At 67.6% G+C, this 18,480-nt stretch carries 22 protein-coding genes; 6 read left to right on the top strand and 16 right to left on the bottom strand.

What is annotated here, in order from left to right:
• Together QOD90_RS18890 and QOD90_RS18885 are read right to left on the bottom strand one after the other, a co-directional pair.
• The coding region (locus tag QOD90_RS18890) for a hypothetical protein (RefSeq protein ID WP_526352359.1) at window positions 1–710 on the bottom strand (710 nt) is incomplete at its 3' end.
• Between the two features lie 3 nt (window positions 711–713).
• On the bottom strand, window positions 714–1,694 hold the full coding sequence (locus QOD90_RS18885; protein WP_526352358.1) for a Ppx/GppA family phosphatase: 981 nt from the start codon (window positions 1,692–1,694) through the stop codon (window positions 714–716).
• A gap of 34 nt (window positions 1,695–1,728) precedes the next feature.
• Here QOD90_RS18885 and QOD90_RS18880 point away from each other — a divergent pair, with 34 nt between their 5' ends.
• A complete protein-coding gene (locus tag QOD90_RS18880) occupies window positions 1,729–2,505 on the top strand; it encodes a DUF3109 family protein (protein ID WP_526352357.1) in 777 nt (258 codons plus the stop codon).
• Window positions 2,506–2,516: 11 nt separating this feature from the next.
• On the opposite strand, the gene regX is transcribed toward QOD90_RS18880, so the two are convergent.
• The 6 genes from regX to QOD90_RS18850 form a co-directional block, all read right to left on the bottom strand.
• Window positions 2,517–3,203: a two-component sensory transduction protein RegX gene (gene regX, locus QOD90_RS18875; protein ID WP_526352356.1), complete on the bottom strand. Its 687-nt coding sequence runs from the start codon at window positions 3,201–3,203 to the stop codon at window positions 2,517–2,519.
• Window positions 3,200–4,384, bottom strand: a complete 1,185-nt coding sequence (locus tag QOD90_RS18870; protein WP_526352355.1) for a sensor histidine kinase — start codon at window positions 4,382–4,384, stop codon at window positions 3,200–3,202. The genes regX and QOD90_RS18870 overlap by 4 nt, the downstream gene beginning before the upstream one ends.
• A gap of 139 nt (window positions 4,385–4,523) precedes the next feature.
• Window positions 4,524–5,264, bottom strand: a complete 741-nt coding sequence (locus QOD90_RS18865; RefSeq protein WP_526352354.1) for a phosphoglyceromutase — start codon at window positions 5,262–5,264, stop codon at window positions 4,524–4,526.
• Between the two features lie 111 nt (window positions 5,265–5,375).
• The gene (locus QOD90_RS18860) at window positions 5,376–5,882 is read right to left on the bottom strand and encodes a YbjN domain-containing protein (protein WP_526352353.1); all 507 of its coding nucleotides are present in this window, start codon (window positions 5,880–5,882) and stop codon (window positions 5,376–5,378) included.
• Window positions 5,879–7,165, bottom strand: a complete 1,287-nt coding sequence (gene mshA / locus QOD90_RS18855) for a D-inositol-3-phosphate glycosyltransferase (protein ID WP_526352352.1) — start codon at window positions 7,163–7,165, stop codon at window positions 5,879–5,881. Before mshA ends, QOD90_RS18860 begins: the two co-directional genes overlap by 4 nt.
• A gap of 49 nt (window positions 7,166–7,214) precedes the next feature.
• Window positions 7,215–8,486, bottom strand: coding sequence for an ROK family protein (locus QOD90_RS18850; protein ID WP_526352351.1), 1,272 nt, complete (start codon window positions 8,484–8,486; stop codon window positions 7,215–7,217).
• Between the two features lie 188 nt (window positions 8,487–8,674).
• Between QOD90_RS18850 and QOD90_RS18845 the strand changes: the two genes are divergently transcribed.
• Window positions 8,675–9,427 (top strand): SDR family NAD(P)-dependent oxidoreductase, encoded by a 753-nt coding sequence (locus QOD90_RS18845; protein WP_526352350.1) that lies wholly within the window; start codon window positions 8,675–8,677, stop codon window positions 9,425–9,427.
• On the opposite strand, the gene QOD90_RS18840 is transcribed toward QOD90_RS18845, so the two are convergent.
• Window positions 9,411–10,703 carry an Ig-like domain-containing protein gene (locus tag QOD90_RS18840; protein ID WP_526352362.1) on the bottom strand — a complete coding sequence of 431 codons (1,293 nt, stop codon included), beginning with the start codon at window positions 10,701–10,703 and terminating at the stop codon, window positions 9,411–9,413. The genes QOD90_RS18845 and QOD90_RS18840 overlap by 17 nt on opposite strands.
• A gap of 21 nt (window positions 10,704–10,724) precedes the next feature.
• A complete protein-coding gene (locus tag QOD90_RS18835; RefSeq protein WP_526352349.1) occupies window positions 10,725–11,789 on the bottom strand; it encodes a UDP-N-acetylmuramate dehydrogenase in 1,065 nt (354 codons plus the stop codon).
• 26 nt (window positions 11,790–11,815) lie between these two features.
• Here QOD90_RS18835 and QOD90_RS18830 point away from each other — a divergent pair, with 26 nt between their 5' ends.
• The 4 genes from QOD90_RS18830 to QOD90_RS18815 are packed head-to-tail and all read left to right on the top strand — an operon-like array spanning window position 11,816 to window position 14,900.
• Window positions 11,816–12,322 (top strand): DUF2505 family protein, encoded by a 507-nt coding sequence (locus QOD90_RS18830; RefSeq protein WP_526352348.1) that lies wholly within the window; start codon window positions 11,816–11,818, stop codon window positions 12,320–12,322.
• A 16-nt stretch (window positions 12,323–12,338) separates the two neighbouring features.
• Entirely contained in the window at window positions 12,339–13,112 is a 774-nt protein-coding gene (locus QOD90_RS18825) for a class I SAM-dependent methyltransferase (protein ID WP_526352361.1), read from the top strand.
• Window positions 13,113–13,137: 25 nt separating this feature from the next.
• Window positions 13,138–13,953 (top strand): carbon-nitrogen hydrolase family protein, encoded by an 816-nt coding sequence (locus QOD90_RS18820; RefSeq protein WP_526352347.1) that lies wholly within the window; start codon window positions 13,138–13,140, stop codon window positions 13,951–13,953.
• The gene (locus QOD90_RS18815; RefSeq protein ID WP_526352346.1) at window positions 13,950–14,900 is read left to right on the top strand and encodes an LmeA family phospholipid-binding protein; all 951 of its coding nucleotides are present in this window, start codon (window positions 13,950–13,952) and stop codon (window positions 14,898–14,900) included. Before QOD90_RS18820 ends, QOD90_RS18815 begins: the two co-directional genes overlap by 4 nt.
• Here the strand turns inward: QOD90_RS18815 and deoC are convergent.
• From deoC to QOD90_RS18785, 6 genes are all read right to left on the bottom strand, one after another.
• The gene (gene deoC, locus QOD90_RS18810) at window positions 14,897–15,580 is read right to left on the bottom strand and encodes a deoxyribose-phosphate aldolase (protein WP_526352345.1); all 684 of its coding nucleotides are present in this window, start codon (window positions 15,578–15,580) and stop codon (window positions 14,897–14,899) included. The genes QOD90_RS18815 and deoC overlap by 4 nt on opposite strands.
• Entirely contained in the window at window positions 15,580–16,005 is a 426-nt protein-coding gene (locus QOD90_RS18805; protein WP_526352344.1) for a DUF2599 domain-containing protein, read from the bottom strand. The genes deoC and QOD90_RS18805 overlap by 1 nt, the downstream gene beginning before the upstream one ends.
• A gap of 4 nt (window positions 16,006–16,009) precedes the next feature.
• Window positions 16,010–16,291 (bottom strand): DUF2516 family protein, encoded by a 282-nt coding sequence (locus QOD90_RS18800; protein ID WP_526352360.1) that lies wholly within the window; start codon window positions 16,289–16,291, stop codon window positions 16,010–16,012.
• A gap of 77 nt (window positions 16,292–16,368) precedes the next feature.
• Window positions 16,369–16,977, bottom strand: coding sequence for a heparin-binding hemagglutinin (locus tag QOD90_RS18795; protein WP_526352343.1), 609 nt, complete (start codon window positions 16,975–16,977; stop codon window positions 16,369–16,371).
• Window positions 16,978–17,035: 58 nt separating this feature from the next.
• Complete coding sequence (locus QOD90_RS18790) at window positions 17,036–17,428, bottom strand: helix-turn-helix domain-containing protein (protein ID WP_526352342.1); 393 nt, start codon at window positions 17,426–17,428, stop codon at window positions 17,036–17,038.
• Window positions 17,429–17,525: 97 nt separating this feature from the next.
• Window positions 17,526–18,480: DUF445 domain-containing protein (locus QOD90_RS18785; protein WP_526352341.1), on the bottom strand; the 955-nt coding region annotated here is incomplete at its 5' end.

Raw genomic sequence — 18,480 nt, 5'->3', positions numbered from 1 at the left:
ATGTCCTCGGGTCCCGGCTGCCGTCCGCGTCTGGCCAGATCGTCGGCGACGGACTGGCCGCCGAACAGCGTGTCCGAACTCGACCGCAGATACGACGGCACCTGCCGGCGCACCGTGCCCTCGTCGTCCGATGCGTGCTTGTCAAGAACCTCGTTGAAGTCGACGTCCGGCCCGAGGTCCAAGATCTCGTCATCGTCGACGACGGGGTCGGGGCTCATCTGCTCGGCCCCACCGCCCGTGGTGGCGAAACTGGAGGTCGTCGCGGTCTGCGACCGGCGCGGGGGCGGAGCGAGCTCGATCGGATCCGGTTCGACGTCGCGCTGCTCCAGGTGGGCCTGGTAGTCCAGCTCTGCCTCGGTGAGTTCGGGCTCCGGCTCGGCCTCTGGCGCTACGTCGGGCTCGGGTTCGACCTCTTCGGCGACCGGTTCCTCGGGGTGTTCGTCGGGGTGTTCGTCGAGGGGCTCCTGCGCCACCTCTTCGACGTATTCCGGCACGACCGGCTCGGGATCCGACTGGGCCGGGATCCGACCCGAATCCGTGATGATCGGTATCTCGCCGGTGAGCTCGGCAACGGTCACGGAATCACTGTTGCCGCGACGTCGTCGACGCCTGCCGCCAGTCGGCGGTGCACCGATGGTGCCGTTCTTGGCCAGCAGCTCCGCCACCGAGATGGGTCGCGAATGTGAAGTGGTGTCGTCTGAATCAGTCATCGTCTATTTGCCTCTGGCCCTGGCCAGGCTCGCCGACGTTCCGACCAAAGCGGTCCCGTCGGCCTCGCTGTCGAGCTTCCGCAAGATCAACCCTTCTCGCAACGCCCATGGACAAATGTCCACGGTATCGATCGCAAGGGCCTTCATACTCGCTTCAGCTACCAATGCGCCCGCCACGATCTGTGGCGCTCGCTCGGCGCTCACCCCTTCCAACTCCGCTCGGTCCGCCGATGTCATCCTAGAGATGAATGCTATGAGCTGGCGTAGGCCTGCTGCTGTCAGTGTCCTCTTCACGCGCGGTCCCGCGCCGGAAGGGGCTGCGCCGGTGAGTCGTGCCAGTGACCTGAACGTCTTCGACGTCGCGACGGTCAGGTCAGGGGCGCCCGCGTCGAGCACCTTGGCACCCGCATCCGCCATCTCCGTCGCCAGCCAGTCCCTGAGCATCGCCACCCGGCGACGTCCCGGCGGATCGTCCTGAAGCCACTCCCTGGTCAATCTGCCAGCGCCGAGCGGCAGCGACAGCGCGACCTCCGGCTCCTCGTCCACCCCGCTGGACAACTCGAGGGACCCGCCGCCGATGTCGATGTTGATGATGCGGCCAGGACTCCAGCCATACCAGCGACGGACGGCGAGAAACGTCAGCCGGGACTCGTCGACACCGGAGAGCACCTTCAGCGCCACCCCCGTCTCCGAAAGCACCCGCGCCAGCACGTCTTCGGAGTTCGTTGCGTCGCGAACCGCGGACGTGGCGAACGCCATCAGCTCGGCACACCCCGAACTCGCGGCGATCTTGGCGAATTCGTCGATGGTGTCGACGAGTTTGTCGGCACCCTTTCTGGTGAGCTTGCCCGAGCCATCGATGGCCTCTGCGAGGCGCAACGCGGCCTTGGTGGAACTCATCGGAGTCGGGTGGCCACCTCGCCGAGCGTCGACGACGAGCAGATGAACCGTGTTGCTGCCCACGTCGAGCACGCCCAATCGCACGAGACCCAGGTTATCGGGTCTACCGTTGCATCCCGTGAGCGCATCGCACCGAGGTGAGGTTGAGTTGGACTTTGCCCGTGAATGGGTGGAGTTCTACGACCCCGACAATCCTGAGCATCTGATCGTCGCGGACATCACGTGGCTGTGTTCGCGGTGGACGTGTGTATTCGGCACTCCGGCCTGCCAGGGCACCGTCGAGAATCGCCCCGACGACGGCTGCTGCAGCCACGGAGCCTTCATGTCCGACGACGACGACGTGGCCAAGCTCGACGACGCCGTCAAACAACTCACGGACGACGACTGGCAGTTCCGCGACAAGGGCATCGGCCGCAAGGGCTATCTCGAGATGGACGAGTACGACGGCAAGGAAAATCTGCGGACCCGAAAGTACAAGGGCGCCTGCATCTTTCTGAACCGGCCCGGATTCGCCGGCGGTATCGGCTGCGCATTGCACTCGAAGGCGCTCAAGCTCGGCGTGGAACCCCTGACCATGAAGCCCGACATCTGCTGGCAGCTTCCGGTGCGGCGCAGCCAGGAGTGGGCGGAACGGCCCGACGGAACCCAGATCCTGCGCACCACGATCACCGAGTACGACCGTCGCGGCTGGGGCGAGGGCGGCGCCGATCAGCACTGGTACTGCACCGGCGACCCGGCCGCACACACCGGATCGCGTCAGGTGTGGCAGTCCTACGCTCCCGAGCTCACCGAGCTGCTCGGCGAGAAGGCCTACGCGGAGCTCGCGGCAATGTGCAAGCGCCGCAGCGTGTTAGGGCTGATAGCGATCCATCCCGCGACGCGCGCCGCGCAGTAGCGGCGGCGGACCTAGCCCTCGAGTTTGTAGCCAAGACCGCGCACCGTCACCAGGTGCACGGGGCTGGCGGGATCGCCCTCGATCTTCGAGCGCAGCCGCTTGACGTGGACGTCGAGCGTTTTGGTGTCGCCGACGTAGTCGGCGCCCCACACCCGGTCGATCAGCTGTCCGCGGGTGAGCACCCGGCCGCTGTTGCGCATCAGATACTCGAGCAGGTCGAACTCCTTGAGCGGCAACGTGATCGCCTCACCATTGACCGACACGACGTGTCGCTCGACGTCCATCCGAACCGGACCCGCCTCCAGCACGCCGTCGCCGATTCCCGAGTCGTCGGTGTCGATGCCGCGCCGCAGCACGGCGCGGATGCGCGCGATCAGCTCACGCGCCGAGTACGGCTTGGTGACGTAGTCGTCGGCGCCGAGCTCGAGCCCGACGACCTTGTCGATCTCGCTGTCGCGGGCGGTGACCATGATCACCGGCACGCTCGAGCGGGAACGCAGTTGCTTGCACACGTCGGTCCCGCTCATGCCGGGAAGCATCAGGTCCAGCAGCACGATGTCGGCGCCGGCACGCTCGAACTCGGCGAGCGCCGATGGCCCGTCGGTGACGACGGTGGCCTCGAAGCCCTCCTTGCGGAGCAGGAAGGCCAGTGGATCGGCCAGGGACTCCTCGTCTTCTACGATCAATACGCTCGTCACGACTGGTCCTCTCGTTCATCCGACTGATCGTCGGGTTCGTGATGGGCCGGGATCGACAGGGTGAACGTCGAGCCGGTTCCGGGCTGACTCCACAGCCGGATGGATCCGTTGTGATTGGCCGCGACGTGCTTGACGATGGCCAATCCGAGTCCCGTGCCGCCAGTGGCCCGGGAGCGCGCCGTATCGACGCGGAAGAATCTCTCGAAGACCCGCTCCTGGTCGTCGCGGGCGATGCCGATGCCGCGATCGGTGACCGCGATCTCGATGTTGTCGCCGCGGTGGCGCCGGCTGATGGACACCGGAGAACCCTTGGGCGAGTAAGCGATTGCATTGGACACCAGGTTGGCAATGGCCGTCACCAGCAGCCCCTGGTCGCCCCGCACGCTGAAGCCGGTCGGCGCATCGGTCGTGATGGCGATGTCGGCGTTGTCGGCAGCCACCTTGTACCGCGACAGGGCCTCGCTGACCACGGAGTCGACGTCGACGGCATCCAGATCGGGAAGCGGCTCGGCGCCTTGCAATCGAGACAGTTCGATGAGCTCACCGACCATGTTGGCGAGCCGCTTCGACTCCGTGATCATCATCTCGGCGAACCGGCTGACGGTCGCAGGGTCGTCGGTGGAGGCCTGCAGCGCCTCTGCCAGTACGCCCATCGCACCGACCGGCGTCTTGAGTTCGTGGCTGACGTTGGCCACGAAGTCCCTGCGGGTGGCCTCCATCCGGGCGTACTCGGATTGATCGTCGACGAAGACCACCGCGAAGCGGCGATCGTCCTCGCTGAGGAGCCGCACGTGACCACCGACGGAGAGCCCCGACCGGCCGGGGTTGGTGCGCCGCACGGGGGCGAGGTCGAAGTCGACGTCGTGACCGGTGGCCAGGGTGCGCTGCGCGGCGGACCAGGCCCTGTCGTCGAGCAGGCGGTCGCGGACCAGGCCCAGTTCGCGTGCCTTGTCGTTCATGAAGACGACGTCGCGGTAGGTGTCGACGACGACGGTGCCCACCGGCGACAGCGAGACGATCCGTTGCAGCATCTGCGACACGGTGATGCCGTCCTGGTCAACGGACCTCCGCTGCTTGCGCGCGGCGATCCGCGGGGCCAGCGACAGTCCGAGCGCGACGCCGAGTGCGCCCGCCAGGAGGGAAACGAGTGCCACCCACAGCAGCGCCGCTACCACACTCACGCGAAAATCGTACGCACTCGGTGAACGCCATCCCAGCAGAGTGCGACCAAATCAGGACAAGTCACAGCAGCAAACACAGGAGTTCGGGCGCCGTTCACCCGAGTTCACCCATTGTTTGCCTCGCCGGTTCCCCGGCTGGCTACCTGGCGCCCTGGGCGGCGACGGCAGCGGCACCCGCCGCGGCGGCGTCCGGATCCAGATACCTACCGCCCGCGACAGTCGGCTTCAGCGCCTCGTCGAGCTCGTAGATCAGCGGGATGCCGGTGGGGATGTTCAGGCCGACGACGTCTTCGTCGGACATTCCATCCAGGTACTTGACCAGGGCGCGCAGCGAGTTGCCGTGCGCGGCGACCAACACGGTCTTGCCTGCCTCGAGGTCGGGCACGATCGCCTCGCCGAAGTACGGCACGAACCGCTTCACGACGTCGGCCAGGCATTCCGTCAACGGGCCGCCGTCGATGCCTGCGTAGCGCGGGTCGGCGTCCTGGCTGAACTCACTGCCCTCCTCGATGGGCGGCGGCGGCGTGTCATAGCTGCGACGCCAGGCCATGAACTGCTCTTCGCCGTACTTGGCCTTGGTCTCGGCCTTGTCGAGGCCTTGCAGCGCGCCGTAGTGCCGTTCGTTGAGCCGCCAGTCCCTGATCACCGGAATCCAGTGCCGGTCGGCGGCGTCGAGGGCGAGGTTGGCGGTGTTGATGGCCCGCCGCAACAGCGAGGTGTAGAGCACGTCGGGCAGGACGCCCTCGGCCTTCATCAACTCGCCGCCCCTGACCGCCTCGGCCCGACCCTTGTCGGTGAGGTCGACGTCCACCCAGCCGGTGAACAGGTTCAGCGCGTTCCACTCGCTCTCGCCGTGACGGAGCAGCACCAAGGTCGCCATGGCGTCGATGCTATCCCGGGACGATTCTTCGCGCGGCTCCCGCGACCGTGGGGCCCGTGCACGGTTTCGACGGGTTATCCGTGCACCAGGCCCACACTCGGCGTTCGCCGGTCAGTCGTCCTTATCGTCGTCGATGAGGTGCTCGAAGGCCTTGAGGTTCTTCAACGACTCGCCCCGCTTGACCCGCCAGTCCCACTCCTTCTGGATAGACGAGTGAAAACCCAGCTCCAAGAGCATGTTGAAGTCGGCTTCGACGGCCTGGAGCACCTGGCCGAGGATGCCATCGATCACCTCGGACGTCACCGACGAGAGGGCGATCTTGCCCACCAGGTAGATGTCGCCGAGGTTGTCGAGGGTGTACGCCACCCCGAACAGCCTGCGGTTGCGCCGCAGCAGGTAGCGGTAGACCTTCTCGAAGTCCTCGTCGGGCTTGCGGCAGATGAACGCCTCGATGCGCACCGAGTGGGTGCCGACCGTCAGGATCGTGTTGGTGATCAGCCGCCGCTCGCCGGGCACCGCCACCACCACGCCCGTTGGGGTGCCGTCCGGGCCTTCGTGGAAGGCGTAGTCGAGCTCGGCCTCCTTGAGCGTGGTCTCGATGACCTCGAGTGCGCTCATGCCCGGATGCCCCGCCGGATCGAGAAACGACGCCCATTGCGCCGGGTCGGGACCTCGGTGCGCTGGTGTCGGGCCTGGTAGTCGGTGATCGCCCGCCCGTAACTCGCCTGCAACGCATCCACGGTGTGCGACCAGGAGAAGTTGGCGGCGTGCTCGACGGCGGCCGCACGCATGGTCTGCGGTCCGCGGTCGAACACCCCGCCGAGGGCCGCCGCCCAGTCGTCGATGTCGTGGCCCTGGACCAGCACACCGCTGACCCCGTCGCGCACCGCGACGGGAAGGCCGCCGACCGCAGCCGCGACGACCGGCGTACCGCAGGCCTGCGCCTCGACGGCGACGAGTCCAAAGGATTCGGCGTAGCTGGGCACCGCCACGATGTCGGCGGCGCGGTACAGCCCGACGAGCTCGTCGCGGGTCTGGGGAGGTAGGAACGTCACACGGTGGGTGATACCCAGCTCGTCGGCCAGCCGAACCAACCCGTCGGGGTTGGTGAGCCCGCTGCCAGAGGGGCCGCCCGCGACGAGGACGCGCACGTCAGGCAATTTGGCGGCCGCGCGCAACAGGACGTCGGGCGCCTTCAGCGGCTGAATGCGGCCGACGAATGCGATCACCTTCTCGTCGGCGGCCAACCCCAGGGCCCGCCGGGCCTGCCGCCGATCACCGGGGCTGAACGTCGAGAGGTCCACCCCCGGGTGTGCGACGTCGATGCGATCCGGATCGGCGTGATGCAGCGAAACCAGTTGTTGCGCTTCGTATTCGGTGTTCACGATCAGCCGGTCGGCCTCGTCGACCACCTGCTGCTCACCGACGGCCCGCAGGGGCGGCTCTGGCTGGTCGCCGATGGCAAGGGAGGCGTTCTTCACCGCGGCCAGGGTGTGGGCGGTGTGTACCAGCGGCACGGCCCACCGATCGCGCGCCAGCCAACCGACCTGCCCCGACAACCAGTAGTGAGAGTGCACGATGTCGTAATAGCCGGGTTCGTGGGTGGCCTCCGCGCGCAGAACGCCCGCGGTGAAGGCGCACAGCTGCGTCGGCAGGTCGTTCTTGTCGAGGCCTTCGAATGGCCCAGCGACGACGTTGCGGACCAGCACGCCCGGCGCAACCCGTACCAGCGGGGCGTCCGACGACGTCGTCGCCCTGGTGAAGATCTCCACCTCGACGCCGCGTCGAGCCAATTCCAGCGCACTCTGCAGGACGTAGACGTTCATGCCGCCGGCGTCGCCAGTCCCGGGCTGGGCCAACGGGGAGGTATGGACCGACAAAACGGCTACGCGCACACCCAATACTTACACCGGGCGCGACCGCTGCTCCCCTTGCCCTGCTCGGACCGCGTCAGGCGGTCTTGTCCCGCACCGCGCGACGCATCGCGGCGATGGGGTCGGCGTACAGGCCGCCGAGTGACACGACCCCGGCGCCCGCTTCCTGGACGCGGTTGCCGAACGAGGTCAGCCGGATGTCGCGCGGTGTGAGCACCGACCGCTGCCGATAGGCCGCCTCGACCTCGGCCATGCCCTCCGGATACTCGGTGAACGCCTGACCGCCGACGACCAGGTCGTCGGGATTGAGCATGTCGCGCAGCAAGGCCACGGCTTCGCCGAGCACCCTGGCACGTTCGCCGAGCAGTTCGATGGCGGGCTGGTTGCCCTGGCGCGCCAAGCGCAGCACCGACGCGATGCTCGACGACGGACCGTCCGCGGGGACGATCCGCAGCCTGCGCGCCGCGGTCACTACCGCCTCGTCGCTCACCGTCGACTCCAATTGTCCAGTGCCACCGAGCAATTCGGACTGGGCAGGCAGGGCCGCGATGGTGCCGGGGCCGCTGGTCGGCGAATGCACCCGGCCGCCGATCGAGAGTGCGTAGCCGACGGTCTCGCGGGCGTACACGTAGAGGCTGGTGGCGGTCGGAGCACTGAGCCGGCGCGCGCCAAGAAGCAGTTCGGCCCCGGCCATCGCATCGACGTGCGACGCCAACGACACCGGCAGCCCGAGCGTCTCGGCAAGAACGGGGCCGACCGGGGCGTCCGTCCAGCCGAGTCGCGCATGGTCGAGATGCCCAGTGGCACTGTCGACGACCCCGCCCGCGGTCACCCCCACCCACAGCGGCCTGCGACGGTGCCAGCGACTCAGGTAGCGGCTCGCACTGCCCGCGAGGGCGGCGAGTGCCGAGTTCTGCGCACCATGCGGCGTCGGCGTCTCGACGACGTCCAGCGTGCGACCGAACAGATCGGTGGCCACGATGCTGGTGGTGCGGGCCCCGATGTGGATGCCGAGCGTGAGGAACGGCTCGTGGTTGACCTCGACCGGCACTCGAGGGCGTCCGATGGCGCCGGAGACGGCCAGATCGGCGCGTTCGCGCAGCACCCCGGCATCGAGCAGGGCGGTGACCTGGCGATTCACCGTGGCGATGCTGAGCCCGGTGCTCCTGGCGATGACGTCACGGGCAATGGGGCCCCGCAGCCGGGCCGCTCCGAACACCGAGGCCGAGGCCGCCTCGGCAACGCGCAGCGACGGGGCCACGATGTGGTGCCGAGCGAGCAGCGCACGCTTGGCGTGGGCGGTGGAGATCGCGGAGGTCGTCGGGCGAATGACGGTGGGAGTGCTCATGGGGGTCCTTCGTTGAAGTCGGCTGGTGGGTGGGGGCCACACCTGGCGACTCAGCGGGACGGAAGGGTCCGGGTTCAGTCAGGCGCGGCGACGAGCGCGACAACAACAACACGCACGCCGAGCGGCGATGCGGGAAGCCTGACTTGGGGACACGTTGAGAACTTAGCACGGCAACTAAAGTTGGGGGAATGACGTCACTCGAAACTTCGAACGCCGTCGCGGTCGTCACCGGCGCCAGTTCCGGCATCGGTGAAGCCACGGCGAAAACCCTTGCCGGACTTGGCTTTCACGTGGTGTGCGTGGCCCGCCGCGAGGACCGTGTCAAGGCACTCGCCGACGAGATCGGCGGCACCGCGATTGTGGCGGACGTCACTGACGATGCGGCGGTCGACGCCTTGGCGGCCGGTTTGCAGCGCGTCGACGTGCTGGTCAACAACGCAGGCGGGGCCAAGGGTGTGCAATCGGTGGCCGACGCCGACCTCGACGAATGGCGCTGGATGTTCGAGACCAACGTGCTGGGCACCCTGCGCGTGACCAGGGCCCTGCTGCCGAAACTGATCGCCTCCGGTGACGGGCTGATCGTCACGGTGACGTCGATCGCGGCGTTCGAGATCTACGACGGCGGCGCCGGCTACACCGCCGCCAAGCACGCACAGGCGGCACTGCACCAGACGCTTCGTGGCGAGCTGTTGGGAAAGCCGGTGCGGCTCACCGAGATCGCGCCGGGAATGGTGGAGACCGAGTTCTCCGTCGTCCGCTTCGGAGGGGACCAGGCCCGCGCCGATGCGGTGTATCGCGGGATGACTCCGCTGACTGCCGCGGACGTGGCCGAGGTGATCGGCTTCGCGGCGTCACGACCATCGCACGTCAACCTGGACCAGATCATCATCCGGCCGCGCGATCAGGCCACGGCGACGAGGAAGTTCACCCGCCCGGAGTGACCGTCACCTGACTCGGCGGCGTCGTCGTCGGCGTGCCGGAGAGTGTCGGCGCGTCAGTGGGCGTCGCGGGGGCACTGCTCGGGATGTTCAAGGGCGGGGTATCGGCGTTGAGCGCAGACATAGACTTCCACTCGTCCCAGCTCACGGCCCAGTCCCAGATGTCGCCGTCGGCGTAGGAGAGGTCGATCGACGTGCCGGTCACCTCGACCGGGTCTCCGTAGACCGCGGTGTTGAAGTACTGCTGCGCGCTCTCCGTCGAGAGATTGATGCAGCCGTTGGTGACGTTGCTGCTGCCCTGCACACCGGTGGTGCTCGGGTTGGCGTGGATGAACTCGCCGTTGTTGGAGATCCGCACGGCGTAGCGCTCGTGCGCGTTCGAGTAGCCGGCGGCCGGGTTCGACATGTAGAAGTCTTCGTACTTCTCGGTCACGACGTGGATGCCGCTGCGGGTCACGTTGCGCGGCAGGTCCGCCTCGCCGTAGCTGCAAGGCAGGGTCATGATCACGCCCTCGTCGGTGATGACCTCGATCTGATGTGAGGACGCCTCGGCCTTGACGACCTGGCGTCGACCGATCTCGAAGTCGAGCGTCACGTCCTGGGCGCCGAACGCGCCCTCGCCGAACGGGATGCCGTAGAGGTTGGCCGCGACGTGCACCTTGGTGCCTGGCGGGTAGTAGTCGCGGGTCCGCCAGTGCACCCGCGAGCCGCCGACCTCGTCGGGTAGCCAAGCCCAGGCGCCCTCGACGGGCGGGGTGGTCGTCACGACGAGGGCCCGCTCGACGGCCGGCTTCGCGTCGTCGCCGATGGACGCGTCGAACTGCATGATGATGGGCGCCGCGACACCGACCACCTGGCCGTCGGCGAGCTGGAACTGCCCGTTCACCTGGGTCTGCGGCGAGACGGTCGTGAAACTGCCTGCCAGTGCGATCGCCTTGCCGTCGCGACCGACCGCCGAACCGCCCCAGGTGTACTCGACGCCGTAGCCCAGTGGCTCGGTGACCCTGAACGCCGTGCGGTCGGGATTCATCGTGCCCGTGACGGCGGTGCCGTCGGCATTGGTCAGCGTGACGCGCTGCAACCAGCCGTTGGTCACCTCAACGCCGACCGGGTCGGTGGGGGCGACGTCGGAGGCGTCCTTGGCCGGTTTGAACGCGAGCTCGGCCTTGGCAGGCGCCTGGGTGGCATCCGGTTGGGTGATCGTCGACCTACCGCTACACGCCGCGAGCACGCCGGAGGCGCCCACGGCGATTGCGGTCAGCGCTTGGCGCCGATTGATGGTCACGTAGAGATACGGTACCTAGAGAGCGCACCCAACCAGAATCGGTTCGGGTGTGAGCTCTATCCCGAAAGTGCTCCGAACGCCATCACGAACCGTCCTGGCCAGCGACAACAGGTCTGCGGTGGTGGCCGAGCCCCGGTTGGTCACAGCAAGCGCATGCTTCGTCGACAACCGGGCGGAAGCCGCCTCGCCGGGGTAACCCTTGCCGAAGCCGGCCCGCTCCACCAGCCACCCGGCCGCCAGCTTGACCCCGTTCGGTGCGGGGTAGTTCGGCACGGGGCCGTCGACCTCCGCGCTCAGGCGCCCGAAGTCGGATCGCGAGACCACCGGGTTGGTGAAGAACGAGCCGACGCTCCAGGTGTCGTGGTCGCCCTCGTCGAGCACCATGCCCTTCCGGGCCCGGAGCGCCAACACCTGCTCGCGCACCCGCGTCGGCTCTGCGCGCGAACCGGATTCGACACCAAGAGCCGTCGCCAGCTCGCCGTACCGCAGCGGCGCGCTGCGGTCCTCGGCATCCAGCGCGAACTCGACCTCGAGCACCACGGCGTCCGACGAGTTCCTCAAGACGCTGGTGCGGTAGCCGAAGCGCATTGCATCCGGCGCCACCCAACGCACGTCACCGCTACGCCGATCCAGCAGGCGGACCCGGCTGATCACGTCGGCCACCTCGACGCCGTACGCGCCGACGTTCTGCACCGGCGTCGCCCCCGCCGAGCCGGGAATCCCCGAAAGGCACTCCAGCCCCCCGAGACCGTGTGCCAGCGACGTGACGACCACGTCGTCCCAAGAGGCGCCCGCCTCGGCGCGGACCACGTCGTCGTAGACGGTGATCTCGGTGTTGGCAAGGCGCACGACGGTCAGCTCGGCCAGTTCGTCGGAGATGACCACGTTCGATCCTCCGGCCAGGATCAGGGTGCGCTCTGCCGGGTCTTCCGCCGGCAGCGCGCGGAGCACGTCGACGACCTTGTCGGTGGTGTCACACGTGATCAGCCTGCTGGCGACGGGCCCGAGCCGCAACGTGGTCAGCGGAGCGAGCGGCACGGACGCCTCTACCGCAACGCCTCCGATATCCGAACTGACCACGGGCGGTAACGGTAGCGTGAACGGCTATGCCGCGTTCCTTCGACATGGCAGCCGAGTACGACGGCACCGTCGAGCAAATCCACCGGACCTTCGGCGACGAGCAGTACTGGCTCGAGCGACTGGACCAGTCGGGCGCCGACAAGACCACCCTGGATTCGATGACCACTAGCGCCGACGGCGGCATCGACGTCATCACCACCCAAACGCTGCATGCCGGGAGACTTCCCGCCATCGTGGCGCAGTTCCACCACGGCGACCTGAGCTTCGTGCGCGAGGAGACGTGGACCCCGGTGACCGACGGTCAGGCGACCGCCGTCGTGAAGGGTTCGATTCCCGGCGCCCCGGCCACGCTGTCCGGAACCGCGGTGCTCTCTGCCGCAGGCGCCGGCTCCCGGCTGGAGTTCAGGGCCACCGTCGAGGTCCGCATCCCGCTCGTCGGCGGCAAGGTGGAGAACTTCATCGGACGCCAGTTGGTGGATCTTCTGACGGCCGAACAGCACTTCACCACGGCGTGGATCAGGGACCACGGCTGATTCGCCGGTAAACTCGCTGCTCGTGGCCCCCCTTGGGCAGCTGACCCGCGGCACGACCGGTTACAACCGCTTACGCCGCAGCGACCGCTGGCTGGTGCACGCGCCGCGGGTGCGCGCGGCCCTGCTCTCGGCCACCGAGCCGCTGGTCGTCGACCTGGGGTACGGCGCGCTTCCCGTGACGACGCTGGAGCTGGCGGCTCGACTGCGTGCCGTCCGGCCCGACGTACGGGTGGTCGGCCTCGAGATTCATCCCGAACGGATCGCGCCGTCTCAGCAGGGTGTCCAATTTGGGCTCGGCGGCTTCGAATTGGCTGGGCTGCAACCAGTTCTGGTGCGCGCGTTCAACGTGCTGCGCCAGTACCACGTCGACGACGTGGCCGATGCGTGGGCGCAGATGAGGACGCGGCTGGCGCCCGGCGGGCTGATCGTCGACGGCACCTGCGACGAGCTTGGCAGACGCTGCTGCTGGGTACTTCTCGACGACACGGGCCCGGTGAGCTTGACCCTGGCGTGCGATCCGTTCGCGATCGACAAGCCATCGGATCTCGCCGAGCGGCTGCCGAAGGCGCTGATTCACCACAACGTTCCCGGTCAACCCATCCACCGCCTGCTGACCGCGGCCGACCGCGCGTGGGCCGCCGCGGCGGGGCACGGCGTATTCGGACCGCGGGTGCGCTGGCGAGCGATGCTCGAGTCGCTGGCCGCTGATGGCCATCCCGTCGAGCCGCCACGACGTCGCCTGCGCGATGGCGTCCTCTCCGTGCCGTGGTCGGCGGTCGCCCCTCACTGAGTTCACCCCGCACTAGGCTGTCGCCATGCGGATTGCCTTGGCGCAGATCCAGAGCAGCACCGATCCGTCGGACAACCTCGAGCTCGTCGCGGAGTGCACCCGGCGCGCCACAGACGCGGGCGCCAGCATGGTGCTGTTCCCCGAGGCCACCATGTGTCGCTTCGGGGTGCCGTTGGCGTCCGTCGCCGAGCCGCTCGACGGCCCGTGGGCGTCGGGTGTGCGGGCGATCGCCGAGGAGTCCGGCATCGTGGTCGTGGCAGGCATGTTCTGCCCGAGTGCCGACGGTCGGGTCACCAACACGCTGGTGGCCACTGGTCGCGGCATCGACGAGCACTATCACAAGATCCATCTCTACGACGCGTTCGGCTTCACCGAATCACGCACCGTCGCACCGGGTTTCGATCCCGTGATGATCACGGTTGACGGGGTCGCCGTCGGGCTGACCACCTGCTACGACATCCGCTTCCCCGAACTCTTCGTCGAACTCGCACAGCGCGGCGCCCAGCTCATCACCGTTCACGCGTCGTGGGGGTCGGGCCCAAGCAAGCTCGAGCAGTGGACGTTGCTGGCGCGGGCCAGGGCGCTGGACGCCACCAGCGTCGTCGCCGCCGTGGACCAGGCCTACCCGGGCGACCGGGTCGCCGCCGTCGGACCGACCGGTGTCGGCGGCAGCCTGGTCTGCTCTCCCACCGGTGACGTGCTGGCCGCCGCGGGTGCCGACAAGCAGCTTCTGCTGGTCGACGTGGACCTGGATCCCGTCGCGAAGGCCCGCGACAGCATCGCCGTGCTTCGCAATCGCGCCCAGTTCGTTCAGTCGGATAAGGCACAATCGCGGGGGTGACTGATCCCTCCGATCCCTGGGCCCGCCAAGCCCAACCGCCGTCTCAGCCGTATCAGCCCCAGCCGGGGAACCCGGCCGGGCCCCAGTACGCCGGACCGCCGCCGCAGGGACCGCCACCGCAGGGGTATCCACCTCAGGGTTATCCACCGACCGGGCCGTCGGAAGAACCGACGGAGCACTTCGGGCCTTCAGAGTCCTCGGGGGGCAGGCTCAGGCGCCTCATCCGCGATCCGTTGTCGATCGTGCTTGTCTTCGTCATCGTGCTCGCCCTCGGCGCGGCAGGCCTGATCGGCGGCGAGATCTATGCCCGCCACCGCGGGGCCACCATCGTGGAGGCCACCTTGAAGTGCGTCCTACAGGACGACGTCACCGTCTCCTTCGGAGCCTTCCCGCCATTTCTGTGGCAGCACGTGACGAAGGACTACCAGAACATCACGATCACGTCCGCCGGAAATCAGATCCGCGACATGAAGGGCATGAAGGTCGACATCCAGATCAACGACGCTCGGCCGGCAAGCGACCCCAGTGCGCAGGGCACCCTCGGGTCGATCGACGTCACGGCCACCTGGTCGAACGACGGGATGAAGCAAACCCTCCAGAACGCCATCCCCCTGCTCGGCGGCCTCGTCACCGGCGTATCCACGAATGCCGCGGACGGCACGGTCGACATCGAGGGTCCGCTCGGCAGCATCGTCGCCAAGCCGGAGCTCGTCGCCAACCAACTCTCACTTCAGGTCCAAAAACTGACCGGCTTGGGTTTCACGCTGCCCCGTGAGGCCGTGCAACCGGCGCTAGACGCGGTTAGCTCGCAGCTGACGACGAACTCTCCCCTGGCCCTGCAGACGAACAGCGTGCAGGTCACCGACACGGGTGTCGTCACCAAGCTCTCGGCACGCAACGCGACGATTCCCGGCGGCAACGAAGAGCCCTGCAACACCGGGCTCTAGAGCGCGTCCAACCCGTCGAGCACCGCGCGCGTCCCGGACAGCCCCAACCTGGTCGCGCCGGCGTTCAGCATCGCGGTGGCGTCGGCAGCGGTGCGGATGCCGCCGCTGGCCTTGACCTCGACGGTCGGGCCGACGGTGGCGACCATGATCTCGACGGCGCGGACCGAGGCTCCGCCCGCGGGATGAAAACCGGTCGAGGTCTTGACGAACTCGGCGTCCGCCTCGGCCGCGGCACGGCACGCGGCGATCAGCGTCTCCTCGCCGGCGAACTCCAGCAGCGCCGCCGACTCCAGGATGACCTTCAGCACCGAGTCGGGCACTGCCGCCCGAACGGCTTCGATGTCAGCGCGCACCGCCTCGAAGTCGCCGCGGATGGCCGCGCCGACGTCGATCACCATGTCGACCTCGTCGGCGCCTGCCGCCACGGCCAGCGTGGCCTCGATCGCCTTGATCTTCGAAACGTGCTTGCCAGAAGGGAATCCCACGACGGTCGCGATGGTCATGCCGATCGATCCGGCTCGCACGGCCGCCTCGACCATCGACGGCGAGACGCACACCGCATAGGCGCCGAGGTCGGTTGCCTCCTCGACGAGGAATGCCACGTCGACGTCCGTGGCCTCCGGTTTGAGAAGGGTGTGGTCGACCATCGGGGCGACGAGCTCGCGCGTCCAATGCATCATCAGAACGGCTCCTCCGTACCACCGGGATTGCAACGCGTGTCGACCATCGTGGCGTCATCGACCACCGGCCGCCATGGCTCGAGATTCCAGCTGGTCTTGCCGGGCTGCGCGATCTCGGCGAAGCTCCAATGGCACATGAACTGGTCGCGCATGCCGGGGAGGTCGGCGTCAGGCGCCAGCGACAGAACCTCGGTCCACGCCTCGTCACCCTGGACGGCGTTGTTCAGCTGGCCCGCGGCCTGCCGACCGGCCGCGGTCGGATAGACGCGAAGACTGGACAGGTCGCCCCAGTGCGACCACTCCGTGTGGTCGACGAAGGGCGGGCTGGTGATCGGATCGGCGGCGGCCACCGGAGCGAGGACGGCAGCCGCGGCCGAACCCGCCACCAGCAGGGTGGCCGTCATGGCGGCCAGTCTCTTGCGCATCGCGCTATCGCGACTTTCCCTGGACTTCAAGGATTTTGGGTCGCACGTCGACGAGGTAGATGCCGATCGCGCAGGCCGCGATGGCCGAGCCCACCGGCGGGGGGAGGAATACGCCCACCAGGCTGGTACCGCCGAGGATGGCCAGCCAGATCGGCTTGCTGAGCTTCTCTGCCGCGGGATAGGCGTCGGTGCGCTGGAGCGCAGCGTGGATGAACGCGTACAACCCCACCAGCAAAACGCCCACCTGAATGGCGAAGAGGACGTAACTCGCAAGGTCTTGAAGCATCACGCTCCAAGCCTATGCGGGTTACGTCCCCTCAGTCGACTTGATCCCTCCGAGCCCGGTGGGTCTCCTCGGTTTCGCTACTTCTGGGTGACCTTCTTGGCGGGCGCCTTCTTGGCCGGAGCCTTCTTGGCCGGGGCCTTCTTGGCGGGAGCCTTGGCAGCAGCCTTCTTCACGGGGGCGGCAGCCTTGTCGGCCTTCTTCGGCAGCTCGACACCGACCAGCTTGGCGGCACGCTCGCCGACGGCGCGGGTCTGCGTGGCGACAGTGCCGAGGGCATCCTGGGTCAGCTCGACGGCCTGGTCGGTGACGCTCTCAACGCGGTTGGCGGCACCTTCGATCGCCGGCTGGCTGCGGAGGCGGGTAAGCGCCTCTTCGCCACGCTCAACGAGCTTGTTGTACTGAGCGGTGGCGGCCTCGGCGTAGCCTTCGGCGGCCTTGCGGAGCTCGTCGGAGCTCAGCTTCTCGCGCAGCTCGGTGACCTGCGTGGGCAGGTCTTCCTGCAGCTTGGTGAACCGGGCGCGACGCTCCTCGACGCGAGTGCTCGCGTCGGTGCGGGCCTCTTCGGCGCGCTCACGGAGGCTGGCCACGATCTCGTTCACGGTGGCGAGCGCGAGGTCCGCGGCGCCGACGGCGGCGAGCAGCGGAGCCTTCAGGTCTTCAACGGTGGGCTGGTTCTTCTCGGCCATGTTCTTCATTCCTTTCGAACTTCGACTTCGGTTTGGCTAATCAGCAGATGATCGGATGTCAGTCAGTGGCTGGCTCCTCATCCATGGCTTCGTTCTGCTCTCGGAACGAGGTGTAGATGTCGAGCAGCACCTGCTTCTGCCGCTCGGTGATTGCGGTGTCCATGACGATCGCGTCGCGAACGCCGCTCGGCTCGCTTGGCTCGAGAAGTCCCGCCCTGACGTAGAGCACGTCCGCGGAAACCCGAAGCGCCTTGGCGATCTGGTTGAGCACTTCCGCGGACGGCTTCCGCAAACCCCGCTCGATCTGGCTGAGGTAGGGATTGCTGACGCCGGCCTTCTCTGCCAACTGCCGCACCGAAACCTGCGCAGCTTCGCGCTGGCTACGGATGAAGCTTCCGATGTCCTGGGCAGCGGTGGACACGACAGCGGCAAGATTTTCGTCCTGCGGCATGGTCATCCCCCTCTGCGCCGGGTATCCGAATTGCTTCGAAACAAACCGTAGGACGGGGCGCTAACTATTGCAAGCGCTTGTTAGCGCTAGCGCCGTCTCAGAACAGAAGTTGCGCCACTGAGTAGATGATCAGGCCCGCGAGCGAACCCACGACGGTGCCGTTGATTCGGATGAACTGCAGGTCACGGCCCACGTGCAACTCGATGCGCTGGCTGGCTTCCGCTGCGTCCCACCGCTGGATGGTCTCGGTGATGATCGCTGTGATCTCCGTCCCATATTGCGTCACCAGGTGTTGAGCGGCCCGGACGATCCAGTTGTCGACCTTGTCGCGCAGATTCGCGTCGTCGCGCAGCGACTCACCGATGTGCACGATCGAATCGGCGATCCTGGTGCGCAGCGTCGAGGTGGGGTCATCGACCGACTCGAGAAAGATGCGCTTGGCGGTGGTCCATGCCGTTTCCGCGGCCTTCGTCACCTCGTCGCGCGCCATGATCTGGTCTTTGACCTTCTCTGCGCGGGCGATCGTCGCCTCGTCGTTCTGCAGATCGTCGGCGAACTCGAACAGGAACTTCGTCGCCGACTTGCGCAACTCGTGGTCCGGGTTGCGGCGCACCTTGTCGGTGAAGTCCATCAACTCGCGGTGAATGCGGTCGCCGACGAGGCTGTCGACCCACCGTGGCGTCCACGTTGGAGAATCCCGCTCGATCACGCGCTCGATGATCTCGTCGGCGTTGAGCGACCACTCGAACGCCCGATCGGCCAGCAGCTGCAGCAGCGCTTCCTGGCGGTGCTCCTCCAGCAGGCTCGACAGCACCCGGCCCACGGGTGGACCCCACTGCGGTTGGGCGATGCGCTTGACGATCATCTTGTCGAGAACCTGCTGGATGTCCTCGTCACGCAGCATCTCCACCACCACCCGCAGCACGGTCGACGCCTCGGCCGCGACGCGTTCGGCGTGGGTCTGGTCGGACAGCCACTTGCCCAGGCGGCCTGCGACCTCGGCCTCGCGGATCTTGGTCTCGACGACCTCGGCCGACATGAAGTTCTCTCGC

Source organism: Mycobacterium sp., assembly GCF_032161845.1.
In the GTDB taxonomy this organism is placed as follows: domain Bacteria; phylum Actinomycetota; class Actinomycetes; order Mycobacteriales; family Mycobacteriaceae; genus Mycobacterium.
The sequence above is the reverse complement of the archived record's forward strand: the minus strand, read 5'-3'. Positions and strand labels throughout refer to the sequence as shown.